This window comes from Methylomonas sp. ZR1 (assembly GCF_013141865.1).
GTDB lineage: Bacteria > Pseudomonadota > Gammaproteobacteria > Methylococcales > Methylomonadaceae > Methylomonas.
The window spans coordinates 1427864-1444420 of the sequence record NZ_RCST01000001.1 but is presented as its reverse complement, the minus strand read 5'-3'; the positions used below and the strand labels follow the sequence as shown (position 1 = coordinate 1444420).

Below are 16557 nucleotides of genomic sequence, written 5' to 3'. Positions count from 1 at the left end.
CGCCACTCATCGAATTGCGCATCCGTTTTCCAATTTAGCGTTTTTTCCCGAAATAATGAATGGCATGGGTTTTTGCACCGGAAACTGTCGCGGCCTCAGTGACAAAATGGCTAATTTCATCAAATAGCGATAATTCTTCAGCAATCTCTGTAGGAACAAAATGTTTCATTGCCACATTGAAAGATGCGGTGAACGTGCCCGTTGAAGAATAATGGATGTTTTCCGACCGATGAAATTCGACGCAATAAATGATGCCACCTTCATTCAGCGACTCATAGGCCGATTCGACGATTTTCATGCGCTGCGCCTTAATGGGAATGCAGGTCAGTACGGCGCAAAATAAAATGACGTCGAATTTTCCAATGTCGGCAAGTATTTCATGGCTATCGATGTAACGTAGATCGAGCGTTGGATAGTGTTTTAAGCCGCGCCTGATCATTTCGATTGACGTATCTACGCCTGTCAAACAACCGTATCCTCTGGCGTGCAGCTCGCTCGTTATCCTGCCATAGCCGCAACCGTAATCCAGTATTTTTGCATTCTTGCTAATTAGCGTTGCTAACTTATCCAAGTCCGGCTCAAGCGAAAATGAGATTTCACCGGCTATTTTGTTCCATGCATTTTGCTGGGTATCGACAAGCGCTACAGGATTATTGGAACTCACTCGACCTCCATAGCCATAGAGTATGTGCTTACTGATGCGGAGTCCGAGGCAGAATCGTTAGGACTTCGGAAAACGGGAGTACTTTGTACAGCACTCGCGGTAATAGTCTCGATCATTTGTAAAATCGTGTTCGCAACTTCGTGAGCATGACGATGATTGGTCATCAGGGATATATGATCGGCTTCTTCAAGGGTTCGCAACGAGCTGTTCGTCGATAAATTCAGCCAATTGCGCTGTTGTTTCCGATGCCAATCGATGAATTTTGCCGCAGCCTCGGCATCCAGACCGGTAAACTGGCCCGCTACGATTACCGCTACCGGCAGATCGTTTAAGGGTTGCAAGGAACGAATTTGCTTCAACGTGTCCGGTAGAAAACGGTATTCCCAAACGACGGTTTTGAGGTAATCGGTTTGGGCAAGGAAGGCATTGGCGACCGCTTCCGTATCGGCGGGCAGTCCCGCGGCAAGATTGAACAACCCCAAGCCAAGAACCGCGCGCATTGCCCCGACAGACGCCAGATAGGGAAATACCTGAACGGTTGGTGGCGTCCAGTCTTCGACCTTCGGTAAATCGACTTCGGCATAGGTTTCCAGCACCGACGGGTTGGTCGCATCGACCAGAACCAATCCTGCCACATCCTGAGGGTAATTTGCGGCAAACATACGCACATACGCTCCGCCGATAGAGTGGCCAACAAGAATATAGGGCCCGGGAATATTCGCAACGCTCAATAATCGGTGGAGTTGCCGGCTGGTATTGATGGCATCCATCGGGAGCTCGCTTGGCGCGCTCCAACTGTATCCTGCTCTGTCATAAGAACAGACCTTCGCATTTTTTGCCACCTCCGGCTGTATCCAGGCCCAAGCCAGCGAGGAAGCACCTGCGCCGCCTTCGAGAATCACGGTCAATGGACCTGCGCCCGAGCAATTAATATGAAACAGATGCCCGTCCACGTCGACCGTCCGACCAGATGGCGGGTATTTTTCCAAGTCGGCCTTTACCGCGAAGTGTTGATAAGCGGCCCCAATCAGTAGCAATGCGGTTAACACTACCAACCCGGCTTTTATGGCCCGATATATCCAGCGCCAAACGTTGCGCAATAGCGTAAGAATATTGGTTGCCATTTAGAGTGCTCCGGCCAGCGATTCCTTGAGTGGCATATCGGCATGGAGTCTGTACCAGTCATTGAATCGCTGACGATAAGATTCAAAAGGCTGATGCAGCTCCCCTCGCGGATCGTTGCTTAGCGCGTAGGCCATGCCTTCGATTAGCCAGTGCTCACCGGTTAGCAGCGCCAGGCTGCCGAATTGGTCGGCCTGCCAATGATGGATGAGCTCATGCGCCACGTAGTGTGGCTGCCAACCTCGCGGCGCGATGGCGATAGCAAAACTGCCCAAGGTGAATCCTGCCTTGTTTGATAGGCCGAATACGGACCGGCATTGCTCCGTGCTGCAAAACACGATCTTCGGCTCGCCGATGGACAAGCCCCATTGAGTAGCAAGATAAATTTTCGAGTCGTTGAGCAATGACTCAGCGGTTGCAAGCTGAGAGACATCATCCACGCATAGGTTTTGTGGGTTGCAATGGACGCCGAATACTTCAGGGATCAGTACCCGAACCGGTTTGAAAAAAGCCCACGCGGAAATCGGCACTAACAGGAAAATCACGGCTACCCATCTACTGTATTTCATCAAGCTTTCTCATGGCAACTAACGCATACGTTTCGGTAAAGCGCGGAGTTTATGAACGGGATCCCTGTTCGTTATTGAGGCTTAATGACCAGCATTTGATTGCCGCCGCGTTGAAATTCATAATCAACCTTAACGATCTGTACGTCAAATCCTCGGCTGGCAAATTCTTCGCAGACCATGGAAAGATATGGCGACAGAACCCTATCCAGCGCAAGCAGCGGAAATATCCGTACCTCTCGGGCTACCCGCAACATTTCCTGTACTGCCTGAAGATGAAACTCCGCCGACAAGTGTGCACTGTACAAAAACAAAAAATGCGACGACAAGGCCATATCGAATTGTCTGTCTTCAAAAGGCAGTGCAGGTAACTCTCCCGCTAGGTATCGGCCTTGTTGTTTACCCAACTCGAAATCGGCAAGGAAAGTGTCCATGGCCGTCATACGGATTTCTCCTAGCGCCTCTATCGAAGGAATGACATCCCAGATAAAGTCGCGTTGGTTTTCAAGCGTCTGAGCCATGACAGTTTCATAGGTTTCGGCGATGCGGCTTTTGATCTGCTCGACATCAAACATGTAGACAGGGTCTACTGAAACGATATGCCCGCCACGTTGGGTCAGTTCAGCGTTGAATCCGGCGGGCCCGTCACCGCAACCCAAAATATGCCTACCCAGATCGGCCTCGCTCAAGCTAAACATGCTGACATATTCCGCGTATGAACGCCCCCAGGGTACGACCTTGTCGAGTGTAAAAGCCATCCTATGTTCCTTACCTGTTTCGGGTCTTAAACCCGGTTATTGTGCTTCCGAATGTTTGGCAGCAAATCGCCCGATGCGGCCAAGGTGGGTAAAACCGAATCCCGCCGGATACTTGAGTCCGTAACCCAGCGCCCGGTCAAAACCGATATGGGCGCACCAGATCAAACCGGCACATTGGAGGGCCGACGACGGAACCGTGAAGCCAATCACCAGACTGGCAACGGCACCGAGGTATGAGTGCGCAGTGTTATAGCTAATAGCGCCAACCTTAGCGCCGGCGAAATAACCGAGCAACGAAATATCGGGGACCAGGAAGTAGAGTGCGAAAGTGCTCCAGTTCAGATCGAGTTTTGCGTAAGCGATGCAGGCGGCAAGCAGCACGCACAATCCCTCCAGTCGCAATAACACCCGAACGGCACCTGTGGTTTCACCTAGCATTTGGACTCCGGCAGTTTCTATATAGAAACGGATTATTTTGGGTTAATTACAACTCAGGATCAGGCCTTGCAACAACTGTCAGTATTGACAGGGTTATGGTGTGAAACTCGTAACCTATAGCGTACAGCTCGCTTATGATCCACCATCACTGCAACCACAATCTAGTACTTATTCTATATCGACAAGCGCTCTTGGCCCATTGCATCTCACTCGGCCCCCATGAACGCCAACATCAGATGCATTTGTGCGGCCAACATGGGAACGCCGGTATGGATGATTTTCCTTTGGCCGGACGCTTCCTGAAGTAACGGCGTCATTTCAGGGGCGATCACGCATTCGGCTACCAAGTCGCAATGCCGTATCAAAGGATTGGCTATCGGTAGCTCATCATTCGGCTTCATGCCGAGAGAAGTAGCGTTGATGGCAATATCGTAGTGGCAATTCGCACGCACCTCTGTCGATATTGTCACTTGCGGATAGGCATGGCGGACTCTAGCAGACAGCGCACTGGCTCTTTCCGGTGTTCGATTTTGTATGCAAAGTGAAGCGCAGCCGTGTTTGGCAAGGGCAAAAGCAATTGCCGATGCAGCGCCTCCGGCTCCGACCAGAAGGATGTGCGTGCCTTTCACGCTGTAGCTGGCGCCGGCTAATCCGGCAACAAAACCTTCGCCGTCCAGCATGGTACCAATCAGGCGGCCGTCACCGTTCCGGCGAATGACATTCACGGCACCAACCAGGCGTGCCTCCGGCGTCAGTTCATCAACCAAGCTGGCGGCAACGACTTTGTGTGGCATGGAAACGACGGCGCCCCCGAAGTTTTTCAAGGCGCGCAGGCCGGCAATAAAGGCGGGAAAGCCTTGCGCCGATACTTGCATGGGGAGCATGACAAAGTCACCCCAGCGCCCCCGTTCACCCAATAATGCGTTTGCCATAGCCGGTGTTCTGGCCTGGCTGACCGGGTCGGCGATGACGCCGAATATTTTGGTGTTGCCGATAATCGATGCGAGCATATTGTTGAATGTGGCTTAAATTGTTCCCTTTGCGGTTCATGTTGCACGATAGCGATATACCCCATATTCCCAATAGCCGCCGCCCGGCTTCGCGGGACCAACCCAATTTCGGGCTAACAACGCCTGGGCTATGAAGTAATTAACGAAACCATGCCCCACCAACAAGACGCTTTGATGCTCATGCGCCAGGTCTATTAATAACGATGCCGCGACTTGCGCCCGCAGTTTTGCCATGGCGAGCGACTCGCCGTTTCGCGAGAATCCCATCGTCGACAGACAGCGTAACAATAAGCCCCAGGCACCAACCGACATCGTCAACCCACCCTGTTTGAAATGAGGGACAGCAATTTCCCGAAACACCGGGTCACTCAGCAAAATATCAGCAAATCCCAATGCCTTGGCCGATTCCAGAGAACGGATAAAGTCGCTGCAAACGGCGACATGGCATGCCGAAGCGCGCTGCTTGGCGTGTTCCGGCGGTTCGTCAGCTATGCCGGATAAATCATAACAGCTGACAATTTCGCCGATGTCCCGCGCTTTGACTTTGCCTTTCAGCTCGAACGCCGGTTTACCGTGTCGGATTAAAGTAATTTCCATAAGCGGATCTAAAGTTTCTTGGACAAACGGCTATTATCGCTACGTAACGGTGTTTAGCGCTGAGAGTAGCAATTGCATGGGCACGAATGCTACACCTTTGCCCTCAATCTTTGGCCCCAGCGGCTGAAAGCCCAGTCGGGCATAAAACGGCACAGAGGGCAGCGAAGCATTCACCGTGAAGGTCTCCGACGGGCATGCGGCCAACGATAAGTTGATGGCGCGCAACGCCAATGCCGTGCCGATACCTTGGTATTGGCAGTCAGGCGCCACAAACAGATGAAACAGATGCCGGGCATCGCGAACTGCAACCACACCGGCCAGCTTACCGTTTAGCAAACCGACGAGATAAAGGAAATTAGCGTCGGCGATGTAGCAACCAATCGCTTGCGGGCTGATGCTCGAATAAAACAACTCGGCACCGTCGCCTGTTGGGGTAATCGTACAACGGTTGGCAACGCTGCCAATCAGTTGGCTGACGCACTCGGCATCGGTTGCTACAGCGGGACGGATGATTAACGGCGAGTTTGTCGTCATGGTTCAGTAACGGCAAGGTCCGGCAAGTTGTGATAAACCTGCTCGACGGTTTGGTGTTCGGTTAAGGCTTTGACGACGGCCGGTATGGGTTCCGCATGGATGCCGGGCAAGTCGTGTTCCAAGGGATTCACAATCGGAAAGGCCAATTTCTCCAGCGGCGGGCAAAAGCCAGCCTCCACGCCGGGCTTGTTGCCGCGCGCATCAACCCGGTACCAACCGTGTTGCGGCAGGTAAACTGCGTTCAAACCGTGCAAGCAATAAGGCGGCTGGTCGCCGTCTATCGTCAATCGCTGGTAACACAGTCCAGCCGGAATACCGTTGGCGCGCAACAATGCGGCCAACAAATGGCTTTTGGCATAGCAGTAGCCGGTGCCGTGGATTAACACATCGGAGGCTTTACAGGTCACTGGGTTCAGCCGGTAATCCCAACTATGTTTGATTTCGTCGCGAACGAATTCGAAACAGCGTTTGGCGATTACTTCCTCATCGGCGCAGCCCTCCGCCAACTTGGCGGCTTGAGCGACGATAGCGGGATGTTGGCTGTCGATATAAACACTGCTGCCGAGATAAGGCTTCATGTCCGGCAACCACTTTACCGCGCGTTGGATTTTGGTTAATACGCCGGTCAGTAGTGAAACGATTTCCGGCATCGCCAACAGCTCGGCTTCGCCTATGTGCGCGCTCGGCAACGGCAAGGTGATCGATGCTGCTTCGATCAGCGTGGCCGACATGGTGACCAAGGTTTCCCGGAGCGCGGCATCGGCATGATGGGCGCGTGGCGTGGCGTTCAATACCGCCACCGGTTTGTCAACAAAGCCCTCGAATGCCACCAACCAATCCAGCGCGTTTTTGATGGTGCCGGTAACGCCGTGGGCATATTCCGGGCTGGCGATCAGTAAGGCATCCGCCGCGGCTACGTCATTGCGCAATTGCTGGGCGACGGCTGGAGGCGTGTTTTCCAAATCCGGATTATATAAGGGCAAGTCGCCAAGCCGGGAAAACAGACCGACTTCAATCGAAGCCGGTGCCAACTGTTTTACGACCCTCAGCACGGCGGAATTGATAGACGCCGCCCGCAAACTGCCCGATAAGGCCAGAATTTTCATGGCAAATCTAGATGTTGAGGATCAGGGAAAAGTGATGACTGCTCAGCTGAAAGCCCTTGTTAAGATACAAGCGATGGGCGGTAAAGCGCTGATGGCCGGAATCCAGATGCACGCCCCGGCAATCGTGGGCTTTGGCATGGGCTATCAGCCAATCGAGCAAAGCGCTGGCGAAGCCTTGCGCAGTCTCGCCGCTTCGCGTGGCCAAATCGTCGATATACAGTATTTTGCCCCAGGCCAAAAACTCGGCGAAACGAAAACCCGCCACGCTTTTAACGGCGCCCTGCTGTCTAACAGCCAGAATTTGGTAGGACTGCAGTCGCTGGCGGCGAACCTGGGCTAGAAACTGCTCTTGCTTGAGGTGCGGGCGCAACTCGCTGAACACCGGAAAACAGGCTTGAATTTCCGCGTCGGTAGCGGCGATGAAAATATCGAAAGTCATGGCTACGGGTTAATACTCAAAAAGGGGGCTGTTGGCTTGAAACATAATACCGGGTGCAGTTTAAACACCTACCTGCTTAGCCGGATTAGACGCTATTTACAACGGTCTAACAACTGTCAACATCGACAGCTTATACCGCCATTCTGGTTTGCCGGTAAGTATTACCGGACATGGGGTTTCCGTGAACTCAGCCTTTAGGATAAGCTGTCGAACAGATTTAACGACGGTAAGCTCATGAAAGCCTGGCAAGAAATTCAACTTCAAGCATTGCAAACCAGCGACAGCGAGCATCAGCTTTTCCAAACCATTGCGGCGTTGGGTGCGGAATTGGGTTTTGATTATTGCGCCTACGGCCTCCGGTTGGTGCTGCCGTTGAGCAAGCCGAAGATCGTGAAAGTGAGTAATTATCCATCGGCTTGGCAAGCGCAATATCAAACCAAAAACTATTGTGCGATCGATCCCACAGTCAAACATGCTCTCCGCTCGTCAAAGCCCATTCTATGGACCGACGGTTTGTTCGCCTCGACGGCGGCGTTTTGGGAAGAAGCCCGCTCGTTCGGCTTGCGTTACGGTTGGGCGCAATCCATGCGGGATGTCCCCGGCGCCACCGGCATGCTCACTTTGGCGCGATCCGATGAGCCGCTGAGCGAAACCGAGCTGGCGGACAAGGCTTTTAAAATGGCTTGGTTGACCCAAACTGCGCATATGGCCCTATCGCGCCGCTTATTGCCCAAATTGCTGCCGGAAGCGGATGCGAAACTATCGAACCGCGAGATTGCGGTACTACGCTGGACGGCCGATGGCAAAACCGCCGGCGAAATTGCCAATATCATGAAAATTACCGAGCGAACGGTCAATTTTCATATCAGCAATGCTGCGGCGAAATTAAATGCCAGCAACAAAACCGCGGCGGCCGTTAAAGCGGCGATGCTCGGTTTTTTGTAACAACCATCGCCTGGACTCCATCCAAGCTTATCCCAACCCAACTGCCGTCACAAAGCGAAACCAAAGTGCGCCCAGAACGATGCAGCTTGAAGCCCACGTCGCGAAGCGATACGGCACCCAGTTTACCGCCATATAAATGATGGCATGGACATACCTGAGTACAACAAAAGCCCAGGCAAGCGCGATCTGAACGTTGTCCACTTCTTTCTCGACAAGCATCAATAGACAAATAACATAAAAAAGCGCGGGTACTTGCATTAGATTATTGAAGGTTCGAGCCGGACGCTCGAATCGATCATCGGCAGGAATATCCGCCTTGTAATCCGCGAAATACCTGATCGACGCATGCCCTCGAATAACGGCAACATTTCGCGCCACGACCATAATCAACCACACCAAAGCCGTCAGAGTAAAAAGTGCGGCCATGGGAGAAATGAGCAGCTCCGGTCGTACAGAGTGATGTTCACCGGCCAATAGCCAGAGTAGCCAAGCTACGACCGATCCAACAATAATGCCTAGGGCCGTGTAAATCCGAAGCAAAGACATTTCGGGGGCTTTAGAATTAATAAGCGACATATACGATCTCCTTATGTACGTGGTTTGCGGGATAACTCTTGGTTGATATACTTGCAATATGCAACCAATTATCCTATTTCAATTGCAATGTGCAAGTAACTAAACCAAATGTCCGACTTGAAGCTCAAAAATAGATGCCCAATTGATTATGCCCTCGAAGTGTTCGGAGACCGATGGACGCTGATCGTACTTCGCGATCTGATGCTAAGCGGCAAACGGCATTACCGGGAGTTGATGACTTCAAAAGAAGGAATCGCAACCAATATTCTGGCTTCGCGACTGAAGAAAATGGAAGCGGACGGACTCGTTATCCGTAAACACAAGCCCGAAGACAAACGCCAAGTGTTTTATGAGCTAACGGAAAAAGCGCTCGATCTGGTACCTGTGCTACTCGAAATTAGCCGCTGGAGCGTCATTTACGACCAGCATACGGCAGCTCCTCCGGAACTCATGCGCCGCTATCGAGAAGAGCCGCAGCAGCTGATAGCCGATTTGCAGCAAGCGGCACGAATTCGGCAATCCTGATCGTTTTGCAACAAAAACGAAAATCCGGAGGGCCATGGATAATCTGAACAGCGTGAAGCACATCGTTCGTGATCGGTGTGGTTCGTGAATTCAACGCTCCCAATGCCTTCCATCTAAGACTGGTAATTCTGTTCCGTCTGGCTGTTTTTGACCGAACTGATACCTTCTGGCATTTGACCCAATGACAGCTCACATCTCACGTGCATTTGACCTCCCCGTGAAGATTTCGTGACTTTTCCGATTGCACAATGGCCGCGCCATTTGGCATTCATATTAAGGAGAATCACGATGCAAAAAAACCATGCTTTTACGCTGTCGGCGCTGTTGTTAGCGGCCAGTGCGGCACCTTTAAGTTCGGCAGAGGCCGCGCAGGTCACGCTGAGTTTCAGCAATTTGTCTGCTGCCAACGGGCCGGCCTTGAGTCCGTTTTTCATCGCCTTGCACGACGGTTCGTTCGACGCGTTCGATGTCGGCACCACTGCGTCGTCGGCCATCGAAGCGATTGCCGAATTAGGCAGCGGCGCCGGTTTGTCGTCGGCATTCGCGGCCAGCAGCGCGGCAGCGGCCGGCGGTTCCAGCGCGACGGTGACCGCGTCGGTCAACGCCTTCGGCCCTGGCATTTTCCTGCCCGGCGCCAAAGGCAGCGTCACCCTGGATCTGGACCCGGTGAAAAACCGTTATCTGAGTTATTTCGCGATGGTGGTGCCGTCCAACGACCGTTTCGTCGGTAACGATTCGCCGACCGAAATCGAATTGTTCGACGCCCAAGGCCATTTCACCGGCGGCACCTTCGTCGAGAACGGCAGCAGCATTTGGGACGCCGGCACCGAACTGGACGGCACCACTGGCGCGGCGTTCCTGGTCGGGTCTAACGCGGCGGATAGCCCGGCGCAAAACGGCACGATTCAGGCCAACCACGACTTCGCGGTCTATGCCGGATTAGGAACGCCGGCCGGTTACAACTTTACCGACCTGCCCGGCGCCAATACGCCGCTGCTGCAAATCAGCGCGGTGTCGCAAGTGCCGGTTCCGGCGGCGGCATGGTTGTTCGGCAGCGCGTTGCCGTTGTTCGGTTGGTTCCGGAAGCGCGCGCCGGTGTCGGCTTTGCCGGCTTGAGGCGGTCGCTTCAACGCAGTGGAGTGCAAAACTAGATTTGTACTCCAGCTTCGCACCGCATCAAAACCCGTCGCCGTAACCCTGATTTTGCAAGCTGGCTGGCGGCTTGCCGGTGGGGAAGCGGGCTTTCAATTCCACCGTCACCGCGAGTTCACCGGCCGGTACGCTGACGATTTGCTCGGCCGTTTGTTCGGCTGCGTCCGGATGCCAAAAGCTCAGGCGGTAGCGGCCCTCCGGCAAATCCAGCGTCCAGCGGCCCTCGGCGTCGGAAACCGCAAGGTAATCGGCATCGCTGACGTAGACGTAACCCAGCATCCAATCGTGAATGTTACAACCCAGCGCGACGATGCCGGGCTGGTCGAAGCGCACCGGTTCGCGCGGCACGCCGCTATAGAGCTTGATCTCAAATCGCTTGGCTGCGGAAAACGAATAGACGTGGTGCTTGATCGCGTCGCTGTTCGGGAAATACACCGGGGTGCCGCTGCGCACCGCCAACACGTGCGGGACGAATTCGCGGCTTTTCTGGTCCAACGCCATTGCCGCCGGCGCCGGCGGCGCTTTGACCCGGCCGGCGGCATCCAAGGCTTGGGCGGCGACCACCAGATCGGCCAACGGCCGGCCGCCGGCGACGGCCTTGCCCGCCAATTCCGCGGCCGGCGCGACGGCGGCCCAGGCCGTTAAAAAAACAGCCGGTAAGCGACTTGCCACAGCGTGTCCTCCTGATAAACGGCTTCGCCGCGTTCCTGCCGCGCCGGGCGGGTGCTGAAAATGCGGCTGAACTCGACGTTCAATTGATGGTGCTGGGCAAAGGTCAGATTGTAATTGACGGTCCAGGCTTGGCCGTGTTCGCCGTTGCGGTCTTGCGGCAGGTAATCGCGTTCGTCGCTGTCGAAGCGTTCGTAGCGCACGCTGAAACGGCCGTCGCCCAGCGGCCGGCTCAACAGCCAGCTCGCCGACCAAAATCCAACATCGACCGCGCGCAAGTCGCCGAGTAACTCGCCCATGCTGGTACGGCCGGTCAGCACTTGCGAAATCAGCGTGGTTTCCCACGGTAATTCGGCCTTGGCGCCCAGGCTCCAAAAGCGGGTGTGCCAGCCGTATTGGCCTGCGGACACAAAGGCCGGATCGGCGTTGTTGTCGTAATACAGCGCGCGCAGCGTGTAGCGTTGCGACAGTTCGGCGGCAATGCCAGCGTAAAAGCCGGGCCGGCCGTCCACTTCGACGAAGGTCTGGCTGGCGTTGGCCTGCTTGGGAAACAGCGCCGGAATGCGAATGCCCTCCGGCAGACGCAGGCGGCCGGTCAACGTGGATTCGAAGTCGTGCAAACTCCAGCCGCGCCAGGTCAGCATCAGGCCGGCGGTGTCGTTATTGGCGAAACCGGCGCCGAACACGCCGAGTTTGTCGCCGGCTTCGGTTTGGTAATCCAGCCGCAACTCGCCGCCGAAGGCGCGCAATTCTTCGCCGACCCAGGCGTTGATCGTCGACGAGCTCAAGGTGTACGGGCTGCTCCAGGCGATGCCGGTGTTTTCCAACGAAATCGGCGGAAAGAACATGCCCAGGCGGCCGGCCAGACGCCAGCCGGCGGCGCCGACCGGCCGGTAGGCCAGATAGGCTTCGGTCAAGTCCAGCGGTGTCGATTGACGGTCGGCGTATTTGACGGTGGCGTTCAGCATCCAATCCCAGTCCAGCCTGACTTGCAAGGTGGCGGCGGCTTCGTTAACCCGCCAGCGGTCGCGCTCGCCGCCGGCGCGCAGCTTGCCCAGGCCGTGTTCCAATTCACCCGGCGCGGCGTCGCTGTGTTGGTAGCGCAGGTCCAGCAGGCCGTGCCAGGTCACTTCCGGAAATTGGCCGTCGGCGGCTCCTCGGGCTGGTGACTGCAAGCTGGAAACAATCAGCAACGCTACGGAAAATCTGCGGCAGACCGAAATCGCGGACTCCGGCCTTAACGGGAACGACGCTGGCGGTCTGCTGCGCATGGTTCGGTTACCGGTTGCCGTCGGCCGCGCGCGCCGAATCTGCCAGCGGCAAATCGAAGCGAAATTCGCTGCCAACGCCCAAGGTACTTTCCACTTGCAAGCGGCCGCCGTGCAGCTGGGCGATCTTACCAACCACGATCAAGCCGAAACCGCCGCCGTCGGCGCGGGCGCGGCGGGCCAGCGGCGAGTCCCAATCGCACAAGGTTGGTAGATATTCCGGGGCGATGCCGATGCCGGTATCGCGCACCGCCACCGCTATCCGGCCGCGCGCCGGCCAGGCGTCCAGCCGAACTCGGCCGCCTGGCGGGGTGTGGCGCAAGGCGTTGTCGATCAGATTGGTCAGCAGGCGCTCGATCAGGCCAATATCGGCGCTGATGAGTGGTAATTCCGGGCGCAGTTCGGCTTGCAAGCTGACGCCGCGCTGTTCGGCCTGCAGCCGGTATTTTTGGGCGACGTCTTGCAGCAATTCGGCCAGATTGAAGGGTTCGGGATTCAAGCTGGCGTCGTCGCATTCCAACTTGGCCAGTTCGAACAGTTCCTGCGCCAGCCGACTGACTTTTTCGGTCTGGCGCAACGCGGTATCCAGAAAATGCTGTTGTTCGGTGGCCGGCAAGGTCTCGGCCTTGCGCTGCATGGTTTCGAGAAAAGCGCGTAACGCAGCCAACGGCGTGCGTAAATCGTGCGACATCGAAGCCACCAGTTCGCGGCGTTCCTGGTCTTTTTGGCGCAGTTCGCCCAGTTGGCCGGCCAGTTGGGCGGCGCGAACGAAGGTATCGGCCAGTCGGCCCAATTCGTCGTTGCGGCCGGTCAGCGGCGAGGCAGCGAAATCGCCGTTGACCGCTCGTTCGCCGGCACCGGCCAAGGCCCGTAGCGGCCGCGACAGATTGCGGGCGATGACCACGCTGCCAGCCAGCGTCGTCAACAGGCCGAGCAGCAACACCCCGGCCGCCAGTAACAGCATATGGCGGTAGCCGGCGAAGGCATCGGTGAACTTGATTTGCAGCAATGCGGCGACGCCTTGATCGCCGCCGGCCGCCGGCAACGTCAGTATGCGGCCGAGGTAGCGGCCTTGCGCGGTATCGACCGTGGCTGCCAGCGCCCGGTTGGTCGAGCTGTGCAGCAAGGCCAGGGCCGCGTCCGGTGCCGACGCGGCCAGCAGGCGGCCGCCGTCGGCACTGAGTTCGGCCAAACCGATGTGCAGCGGCAATAGCGAGTTTTGCCGAAATCGGGCGATACGCTGCTCGTCGACAGCCTGCGCCACTGCCACCCAGCCCACCGGCAGCGGCGCCGACACCGGCACCAGCGCCCATTCCTGCAAGCGGCCGTCCAACACGCCGAACCAGACCAGTGAGCGGGTGGCGTCGGTGTTTGCCAAGGCTTGCGCATACGGAAACGGCTGGCCTTGCCACTGGCCGGCGCTATCGGCGAGCACCTGAAATTGTGGATCGATAAACAAGCCGCGTTGGGCGTGGATGCGCAGCAGCAGGTTTTCCAAGGCCGAGGCGATGGTGGCCGGGTCGCCGCCGGTGACGGTGCTGCGAAACCCAAAATCGGCGACCAGCAAGCCGGCCTCGCCGGCGACTCGTTCGGCGCGTTCGACCAGCAGTTGCCGGAAGGCTTGCTCGGCGTAGCGCAAGTCCTGGTCGAGTTGGTGCAACAGGTTGTCTCGCACCGCCACGTAAATGCACGCCACCGTCAGCGCCTGCACCGCGACGAACAGCGCCGCGAACAATAGAGCGATGCGGCTTTGGAAGCTCAGCGTCATGCGTCGGCGGTGTCCGCTTCGGCAAACTTGTAACCAACGCCCCACACCGTCAGTATTCGCGCCGGTTTGGCCGGATCGGCTTCGATTTTGGCGCGTAAGCGATTGATGTGGGAGTTGACGGTATGTTCGTAGCCGTCGTGGTTGTAGCCCCAGACCTGGTTCAACAGTTCCAGCCGGGTGAACATACGGCCCGGATGGCGAGCGAAGAAATGCAGCAAGTCGAATTCGCGGGCGGTCAGCGCCAGCGTTTGGCCGTCCAAAACCACCGTGCGGCTTTGCACATCGATCCGCAAACCGTGAGCGACCAGAACGGCATCTGCTTGAATGGCGATGGGTTCACTCAACGCCGCCACCCGCCGCAACAGCGCCCGTACTCTAGCGACCACCTCGGCCAATGCAAACGGTTTGACGATGTAGTCGTCGGCGCCCATTTCCAAACCCACCACCCGTTGCACGTCGCTGGATTTGGAACTGACGATGATGATGGGGGTATAAACCGGCCCGGCCCGCACCCGCCGGCAAATTTCCAAGCCGTCCACACCGGGCAGCATGACGTCCAGCAGCAACAAGTCGTAACGATTGCCGGCAATCGCGGCCAGCGCGGCCTCGCCGTCGGCCGCCCAATCCACGCTGTAGCCTTCCTCGCGCAAATTGGCGGCCAGCAGGCCGGCAATGTCGGGATCGTCTTCGACCAGGAGCAGGTGTTTCGTAGGCGGCATGGTTGGCGGTTTTAGACAAAATAAAGCTGATTATCGGCCAAGCGGAGCCGTAAATCTAATCACGAAATTATCACGGCGGCATCAGTTCTCGACAAATTCGCCGAATTTGCCAACCAAACGTTAAGAAATGGGAACGAGCCCGAGCGGCCGCATGCACTGGGCAAGCACATGACGAATGCGCGGGTAAACCAAATGCCGTCTCGCACTTGGCTTATCGATCCGCGGCGTTTGGGAGTGTCATGCTTCTCGCCAGTTCGACGAGCTTGCAAACCGTTCGCCAATTGCGGCCGATCATCGCCACACCAAGGCGCTTTTCGGCCTGGGCCGCCAGTTTCGAGCGGCCGATTCCTTCCGGTGCATGCAGGTAGAAAACTTGATCGATCAGACTAAACCGTTCGCTGTCTTTCTAGATAGCAGCCAGCGCGGCCAGGTCGGGGTTGGCCGGTGCGGACAGCAAAAAATTCAGGTGCAATGTATCGGGCTGGGTTTCCGCGTCGGGAAAGGGATAGGTCCGCACGGCCTGTTCCAGTTCCGCTAGTTCCAGCAATACTAACTGCGGCTCGATCTGTTAGCGTTGTTTTATTGCACGCAGATTCGAATTACTAAAAATGCTCAGCTAGTTTATCGTTTGATCGGCACTATAGCTTCTGTTAGCATCCCATCATGATTAACGTCCTCCCAACCCTGCTGGCTATTATTACCACCATTTCAACAATGGTGGGTTAGCACGTTTACTTTCTACTGCAACCCGCCCTGAGGCGGGTTCAATATTGCCTGTCTCTTGGTGCCTTAACCTACCAAGGAGATCGATATGGCTTACCATCCACTTAAACAAATTATCGAAGCTGCTGACAAAGCAATCACTGAAGAGGACTTCGTTACCTTGATGGCTTTCTACGCAGACAATGCAACGCTCGTCATCAAGCCAGGCTTGATTGCTACAGGCAAGGAACAAATCCATAAGGCGTTCCTCGCGATCACCGAATATTTCAACCATAGTCTTGTGGTCAAACAAGGCGCGATGCATGTCATTCAGAGCGGAAATACGGCTCTAGTGATCATGGAAACCGTTCTGGAAACGGCGGATGCTGCCGGTGTAGCGAATTGCATGTCAAGGCGCGCCACCTATGTCTTTCGGGAAGACCCTGTCGGCAAGTGGCTTTGTGTTATCGATAATTCGTATGGCACTGACTTACTGGGAGCCATATAAAATGCCAAAGCTACTGCCAACATTGCATCTGCTCTGCGGAAAAATCGCCTCTGGCAAATCGACATTGGCAAAGGAACTGGCCAAGACGCCGGACACGGTGATCCTCAGCGAGGACACTTGGCTTGTACATCTATATCCAGACGACATCAAGACTGTGGCGGACTATGTTCGATGTGCTTCGAATTTGCGTGACGCGATCGGTCCACACGTGACCGATTTGCTTCGAATAGGTGTGTCCGTGGTATTGGATTTTCCAGCCAACACCGTCGCAAACCGAAAATGGATGAGATCTCTTATCGACAGAGCCGAATCAAGGCATGTGTTGCATTTTCTTGATGTATCGGACGACAAATGCTTGACACGTTTACGTGCGAGAAACGCGTCTGGCACTCACGCTTTTGTAGTGGCTGATACCGAATTTGACCTAATCACAAGTTTCTTCGTCGCCCCTCAGCAGGAAGAGGGGTTCAACATTATTCGATATTAGGTGT

At 55.7% G+C, this 16557-nt stretch carries 21 protein-coding genes; 5 read left to right on the top strand and 16 right to left on the bottom strand.

What is annotated here, in order from left to right; genetic code table 11:
* Positions 1-34: 34 nt before the first annotated feature.
* The 10 genes from DDY07_RS06565 to DDY07_RS06520 all read right to left on the bottom strand — a co-directional run bounded on the left by DDY07_RS06565 (position 35) and on the right by DDY07_RS06520 (position 7234).
* Positions 35-664, bottom strand: coding sequence for a class I SAM-dependent methyltransferase (locus tag DDY07_RS06565; protein WP_171695266.1), 630 nt, complete (start codon positions 662-664; stop codon positions 35-37).
* Complete coding sequence (locus DDY07_RS06560; protein ID WP_171695265.1) at positions 661-1788, bottom strand: alpha/beta hydrolase; 1128 nt, start codon at positions 1786-1788, stop codon at positions 661-663. The genes DDY07_RS06565 and DDY07_RS06560 overlap by 4 nt, the downstream gene beginning before the upstream one ends.
* Positions 1789-2355 carry a hypothetical protein gene (locus tag DDY07_RS06555; RefSeq protein WP_171695264.1) on the bottom strand — a complete coding sequence of 189 codons (567 nt, stop codon included), beginning with the start codon at positions 2353-2355 and terminating at the stop codon, positions 1789-1791.
* Positions 2356-2426: 71 nt separating this feature from the next.
* Positions 2427-3110 (bottom strand): SAM-dependent methyltransferase, encoded by a 684-nt coding sequence (locus DDY07_RS06550; protein WP_171695263.1) that lies wholly within the window; start codon positions 3108-3110, stop codon positions 2427-2429.
* 36 nt (positions 3111-3146) lie between these two features.
* On the bottom strand, positions 3147-3548 hold the full coding sequence (locus tag DDY07_RS06545) for a DUF4260 domain-containing protein (RefSeq protein ID WP_171695262.1): 402 nt from the start codon (positions 3546-3548) through the stop codon (positions 3147-3149).
* 206 nt (positions 3549-3754) lie between these two features.
* Positions 3755-4558, bottom strand: coding sequence for a shikimate dehydrogenase (locus DDY07_RS06540; protein ID WP_171695261.1), 804 nt, complete (start codon positions 4556-4558; stop codon positions 3755-3757).
* Positions 4559-4594: 36 nt separating this feature from the next.
* The gene (locus DDY07_RS06535; protein ID WP_171695260.1) at positions 4595-5155 is read right to left on the bottom strand and encodes a histidine phosphatase family protein; all 561 of its coding nucleotides are present in this window, start codon (positions 5153-5155) and stop codon (positions 4595-4597) included.
* Positions 5156-5194: 39 nt separating this feature from the next.
* Positions 5195-5689 carry a GNAT family N-acetyltransferase gene (locus DDY07_RS06530; protein ID WP_171695259.1) on the bottom strand — a complete coding sequence of 165 codons (495 nt, stop codon included), beginning with the start codon at positions 5687-5689 and terminating at the stop codon, positions 5195-5197.
* Positions 5686-6795 carry an NAD(P)H-dependent oxidoreductase gene (locus tag DDY07_RS06525; protein ID WP_171695258.1) on the bottom strand — a complete coding sequence of 370 codons (1110 nt, stop codon included), beginning with the start codon at positions 6793-6795 and terminating at the stop codon, positions 5686-5688. The genes DDY07_RS06530 and DDY07_RS06525 overlap by 4 nt, the downstream gene beginning before the upstream one ends.
* 7 nt (positions 6796-6802) lie before the next feature.
* Complete coding sequence (locus DDY07_RS06520) at positions 6803-7234, bottom strand: GNAT family N-acetyltransferase (protein ID WP_171695257.1); 432 nt, start codon at positions 7232-7234, stop codon at positions 6803-6805.
* A gap of 234 nt (positions 7235-7468) precedes the next feature.
* Here DDY07_RS06520 and DDY07_RS06515 point away from each other — a divergent pair, with 234 nt between their 5' ends.
* Positions 7469-8179, top strand: a complete 711-nt coding sequence (locus DDY07_RS06515; RefSeq protein ID WP_171695256.1) for an autoinducer binding domain-containing protein — start codon at positions 7469-7471, stop codon at positions 8177-8179.
* 27 nt (positions 8180-8206) lie between these two features.
* On the opposite strand, the gene DDY07_RS06510 is transcribed toward DDY07_RS06515, so the two are convergent.
* Positions 8207-8755: an MAPEG family protein gene (locus DDY07_RS06510; RefSeq protein WP_171695255.1), complete on the bottom strand. Its 549-nt coding sequence runs from the start codon at positions 8753-8755 to the stop codon at positions 8207-8209.
* A gap of 108 nt (positions 8756-8863) precedes the next feature.
* Between DDY07_RS06510 and DDY07_RS06505 the strand changes: the two genes are divergently transcribed.
* Positions 8864-9280, top strand: coding sequence for a helix-turn-helix domain-containing protein (locus DDY07_RS06505; RefSeq protein ID WP_171695254.1), 417 nt, complete (start codon positions 8864-8866; stop codon positions 9278-9280).
* 288 nt (positions 9281-9568) lie between these two features.
* Positions 9569-10396, top strand: coding sequence for a spondin domain-containing protein (locus tag DDY07_RS06500; RefSeq protein WP_171695253.1), 828 nt, complete (start codon positions 9569-9571; stop codon positions 10394-10396).
* Between the two features lie 60 nt (positions 10397-10456).
* Here DDY07_RS06500 and DDY07_RS06495 read toward each other — a convergent pair whose 3' ends face one another.
* The 5 genes from DDY07_RS06495 to DDY07_RS06475 form a co-directional block, all read right to left on the bottom strand.
* The gene (locus DDY07_RS06495; protein WP_171695252.1) at positions 10457-11104 is read right to left on the bottom strand and encodes a methylamine utilization protein; all 648 of its coding nucleotides are present in this window, start codon (positions 11102-11104) and stop codon (positions 10457-10459) included.
* Complete coding sequence (locus tag DDY07_RS06490; RefSeq protein ID WP_171695251.1) at positions 11074-12372, bottom strand: hypothetical protein; 1299 nt, start codon at positions 12370-12372, stop codon at positions 11074-11076. Before DDY07_RS06490 ends, DDY07_RS06495 begins: the two co-directional genes overlap by 31 nt.
* Positions 12373-12379: 7 nt before the next feature.
* A complete protein-coding gene (locus DDY07_RS06485; RefSeq protein WP_171695250.1) occupies positions 12380-14137 on the bottom strand; it encodes an ATP-binding protein in 1758 nt (585 codons plus the stop codon).
* Entirely contained in the window at positions 14134-14856 is a 723-nt protein-coding gene (locus DDY07_RS06480) for a response regulator transcription factor (RefSeq protein WP_033158711.1), read from the bottom strand. Before DDY07_RS06480 ends, DDY07_RS06485 begins: the two co-directional genes overlap by 4 nt.
* 406 nt (positions 14857-15262) lie before the next feature.
* Positions 15263-15403, bottom strand: coding sequence for a DUF1697 domain-containing protein (locus DDY07_RS06475; RefSeq protein ID WP_165385959.1), 141 nt, complete (start codon positions 15401-15403; stop codon positions 15263-15265).
* 264 nt (positions 15404-15667) lie between these two features.
* Between DDY07_RS06475 and DDY07_RS06470 the strand changes: the two genes are divergently transcribed.
* Positions 15668-16066, top strand: coding sequence for a nuclear transport factor 2 family protein (locus DDY07_RS06470; RefSeq protein ID WP_033158712.1), 399 nt, complete (start codon positions 15668-15670; stop codon positions 16064-16066).
* Positions 16038-16553, top strand: a complete 516-nt coding sequence (locus DDY07_RS06465; protein ID WP_253734423.1) for an ATP-binding protein — start codon at positions 16038-16040, stop codon at positions 16551-16553. Before DDY07_RS06470 ends, DDY07_RS06465 begins: the two co-directional genes overlap by 29 nt.
* Positions 16554-16557: the final 4 nt, after the last annotated feature.

Excerpts from the sequence above, each read along its gene's own strand:
- DDY07_RS06540 (WP_171695261.1), bottom strand. The coding sequence starts at position 4,558 with ATGCTCGCATCGATTATCGGCAACACCAAAATATTCGGCGTCATCGCC.
- DDY07_RS06470 (WP_033158712.1), top strand. The coding sequence starts at position 15,668 with ATGGCTTACCATCCACTTAAACAAATTATCGAAGCTGCTGACAAAGCA.
- DDY07_RS06550 (WP_171695263.1), bottom strand. The coding sequence starts at position 3,110 with ATGGCTTTTACACTCGACAAGGTCGTACCCTGGGGGCGTTCATACGCG.
- DDY07_RS06510 (WP_171695255.1), bottom strand. The coding sequence starts at position 8,755 with ATGTCGCTTATTAATTCTAAAGCCCCCGAAATGTCTTTGCTTCGGATT.
- DDY07_RS06500 (WP_171695253.1), top strand. The coding sequence starts at position 9,569 with ATGCAAAAAAACCATGCTTTTACGCTGTCGGCGCTGTTGTTAGCGGCC.
- DDY07_RS06505 (WP_171695254.1), top strand. The coding sequence starts at position 8,864 with ATGTCCGACTTGAAGCTCAAAAATAGATGCCCAATTGATTATGCCCTC.
- DDY07_RS06530 (WP_171695259.1), bottom strand. The coding sequence starts at position 5,689 with ATGACGACAAACTCGCCGTTAATCATCCGTCCCGCTGTAGCAACCGAT.
- DDY07_RS06485 (WP_171695250.1), bottom strand. The coding sequence starts at position 14,137 with ATGACGCTGAGCTTCCAAAGCCGCATCGCTCTATTGTTCGCGGCGCTG.
- DDY07_RS06560 (WP_171695265.1), bottom strand. The coding sequence starts at position 1,788 with ATGGCAACCAATATTCTTACGCTATTGCGCAACGTTTGGCGCTGGATA.
- DDY07_RS06545 (WP_171695262.1), bottom strand. The coding sequence starts at position 3,548 with ATGCTAGGTGAAACCACAGGTGCCGTTCGGGTGTTATTGCGACTGGAG.
- DDY07_RS06535 (WP_171695260.1), bottom strand. The coding sequence starts at position 5,155 with ATGGAAATTACTTTAATCCGACACGGTAAACCGGCGTTCGAGCTGAAA.
- DDY07_RS06525 (WP_171695258.1), bottom strand. The coding sequence starts at position 6,795 with ATGAAAATTCTGGCCTTATCGGGCAGTTTGCGGGCGGCGTCTATCAAT.
- DDY07_RS06515 (WP_171695256.1), top strand. The coding sequence starts at position 7,469 with ATGAAAGCCTGGCAAGAAATTCAACTTCAAGCATTGCAAACCAGCGAC.
- DDY07_RS06465 (WP_253734423.1), top strand. The coding sequence starts at position 16,038 with ATGGCACTGACTTACTGGGAGCCATATAAAATGCCAAAGCTACTGCCA.
- DDY07_RS06520 (WP_171695257.1), bottom strand. The coding sequence starts at position 7,234 with ATGACTTTCGATATTTTCATCGCCGCTACCGACGCGGAAATTCAAGCC.
- DDY07_RS06490 (WP_171695251.1), bottom strand. The coding sequence starts at position 12,372 with ATGCGCAGCAGACCGCCAGCGTCGTTCCCGTTAAGGCCGGAGTCCGCG.
- DDY07_RS06480 (WP_033158711.1), bottom strand. The coding sequence starts at position 14,856 with ATGCCGCCTACGAAACACCTGCTCCTGGTCGAAGACGATCCCGACATT.
- DDY07_RS06555 (WP_171695264.1), bottom strand. The coding sequence starts at position 2,355 with ATGAAATACAGTAGATGGGTAGCCGTGATTTTCCTGTTAGTGCCGATT.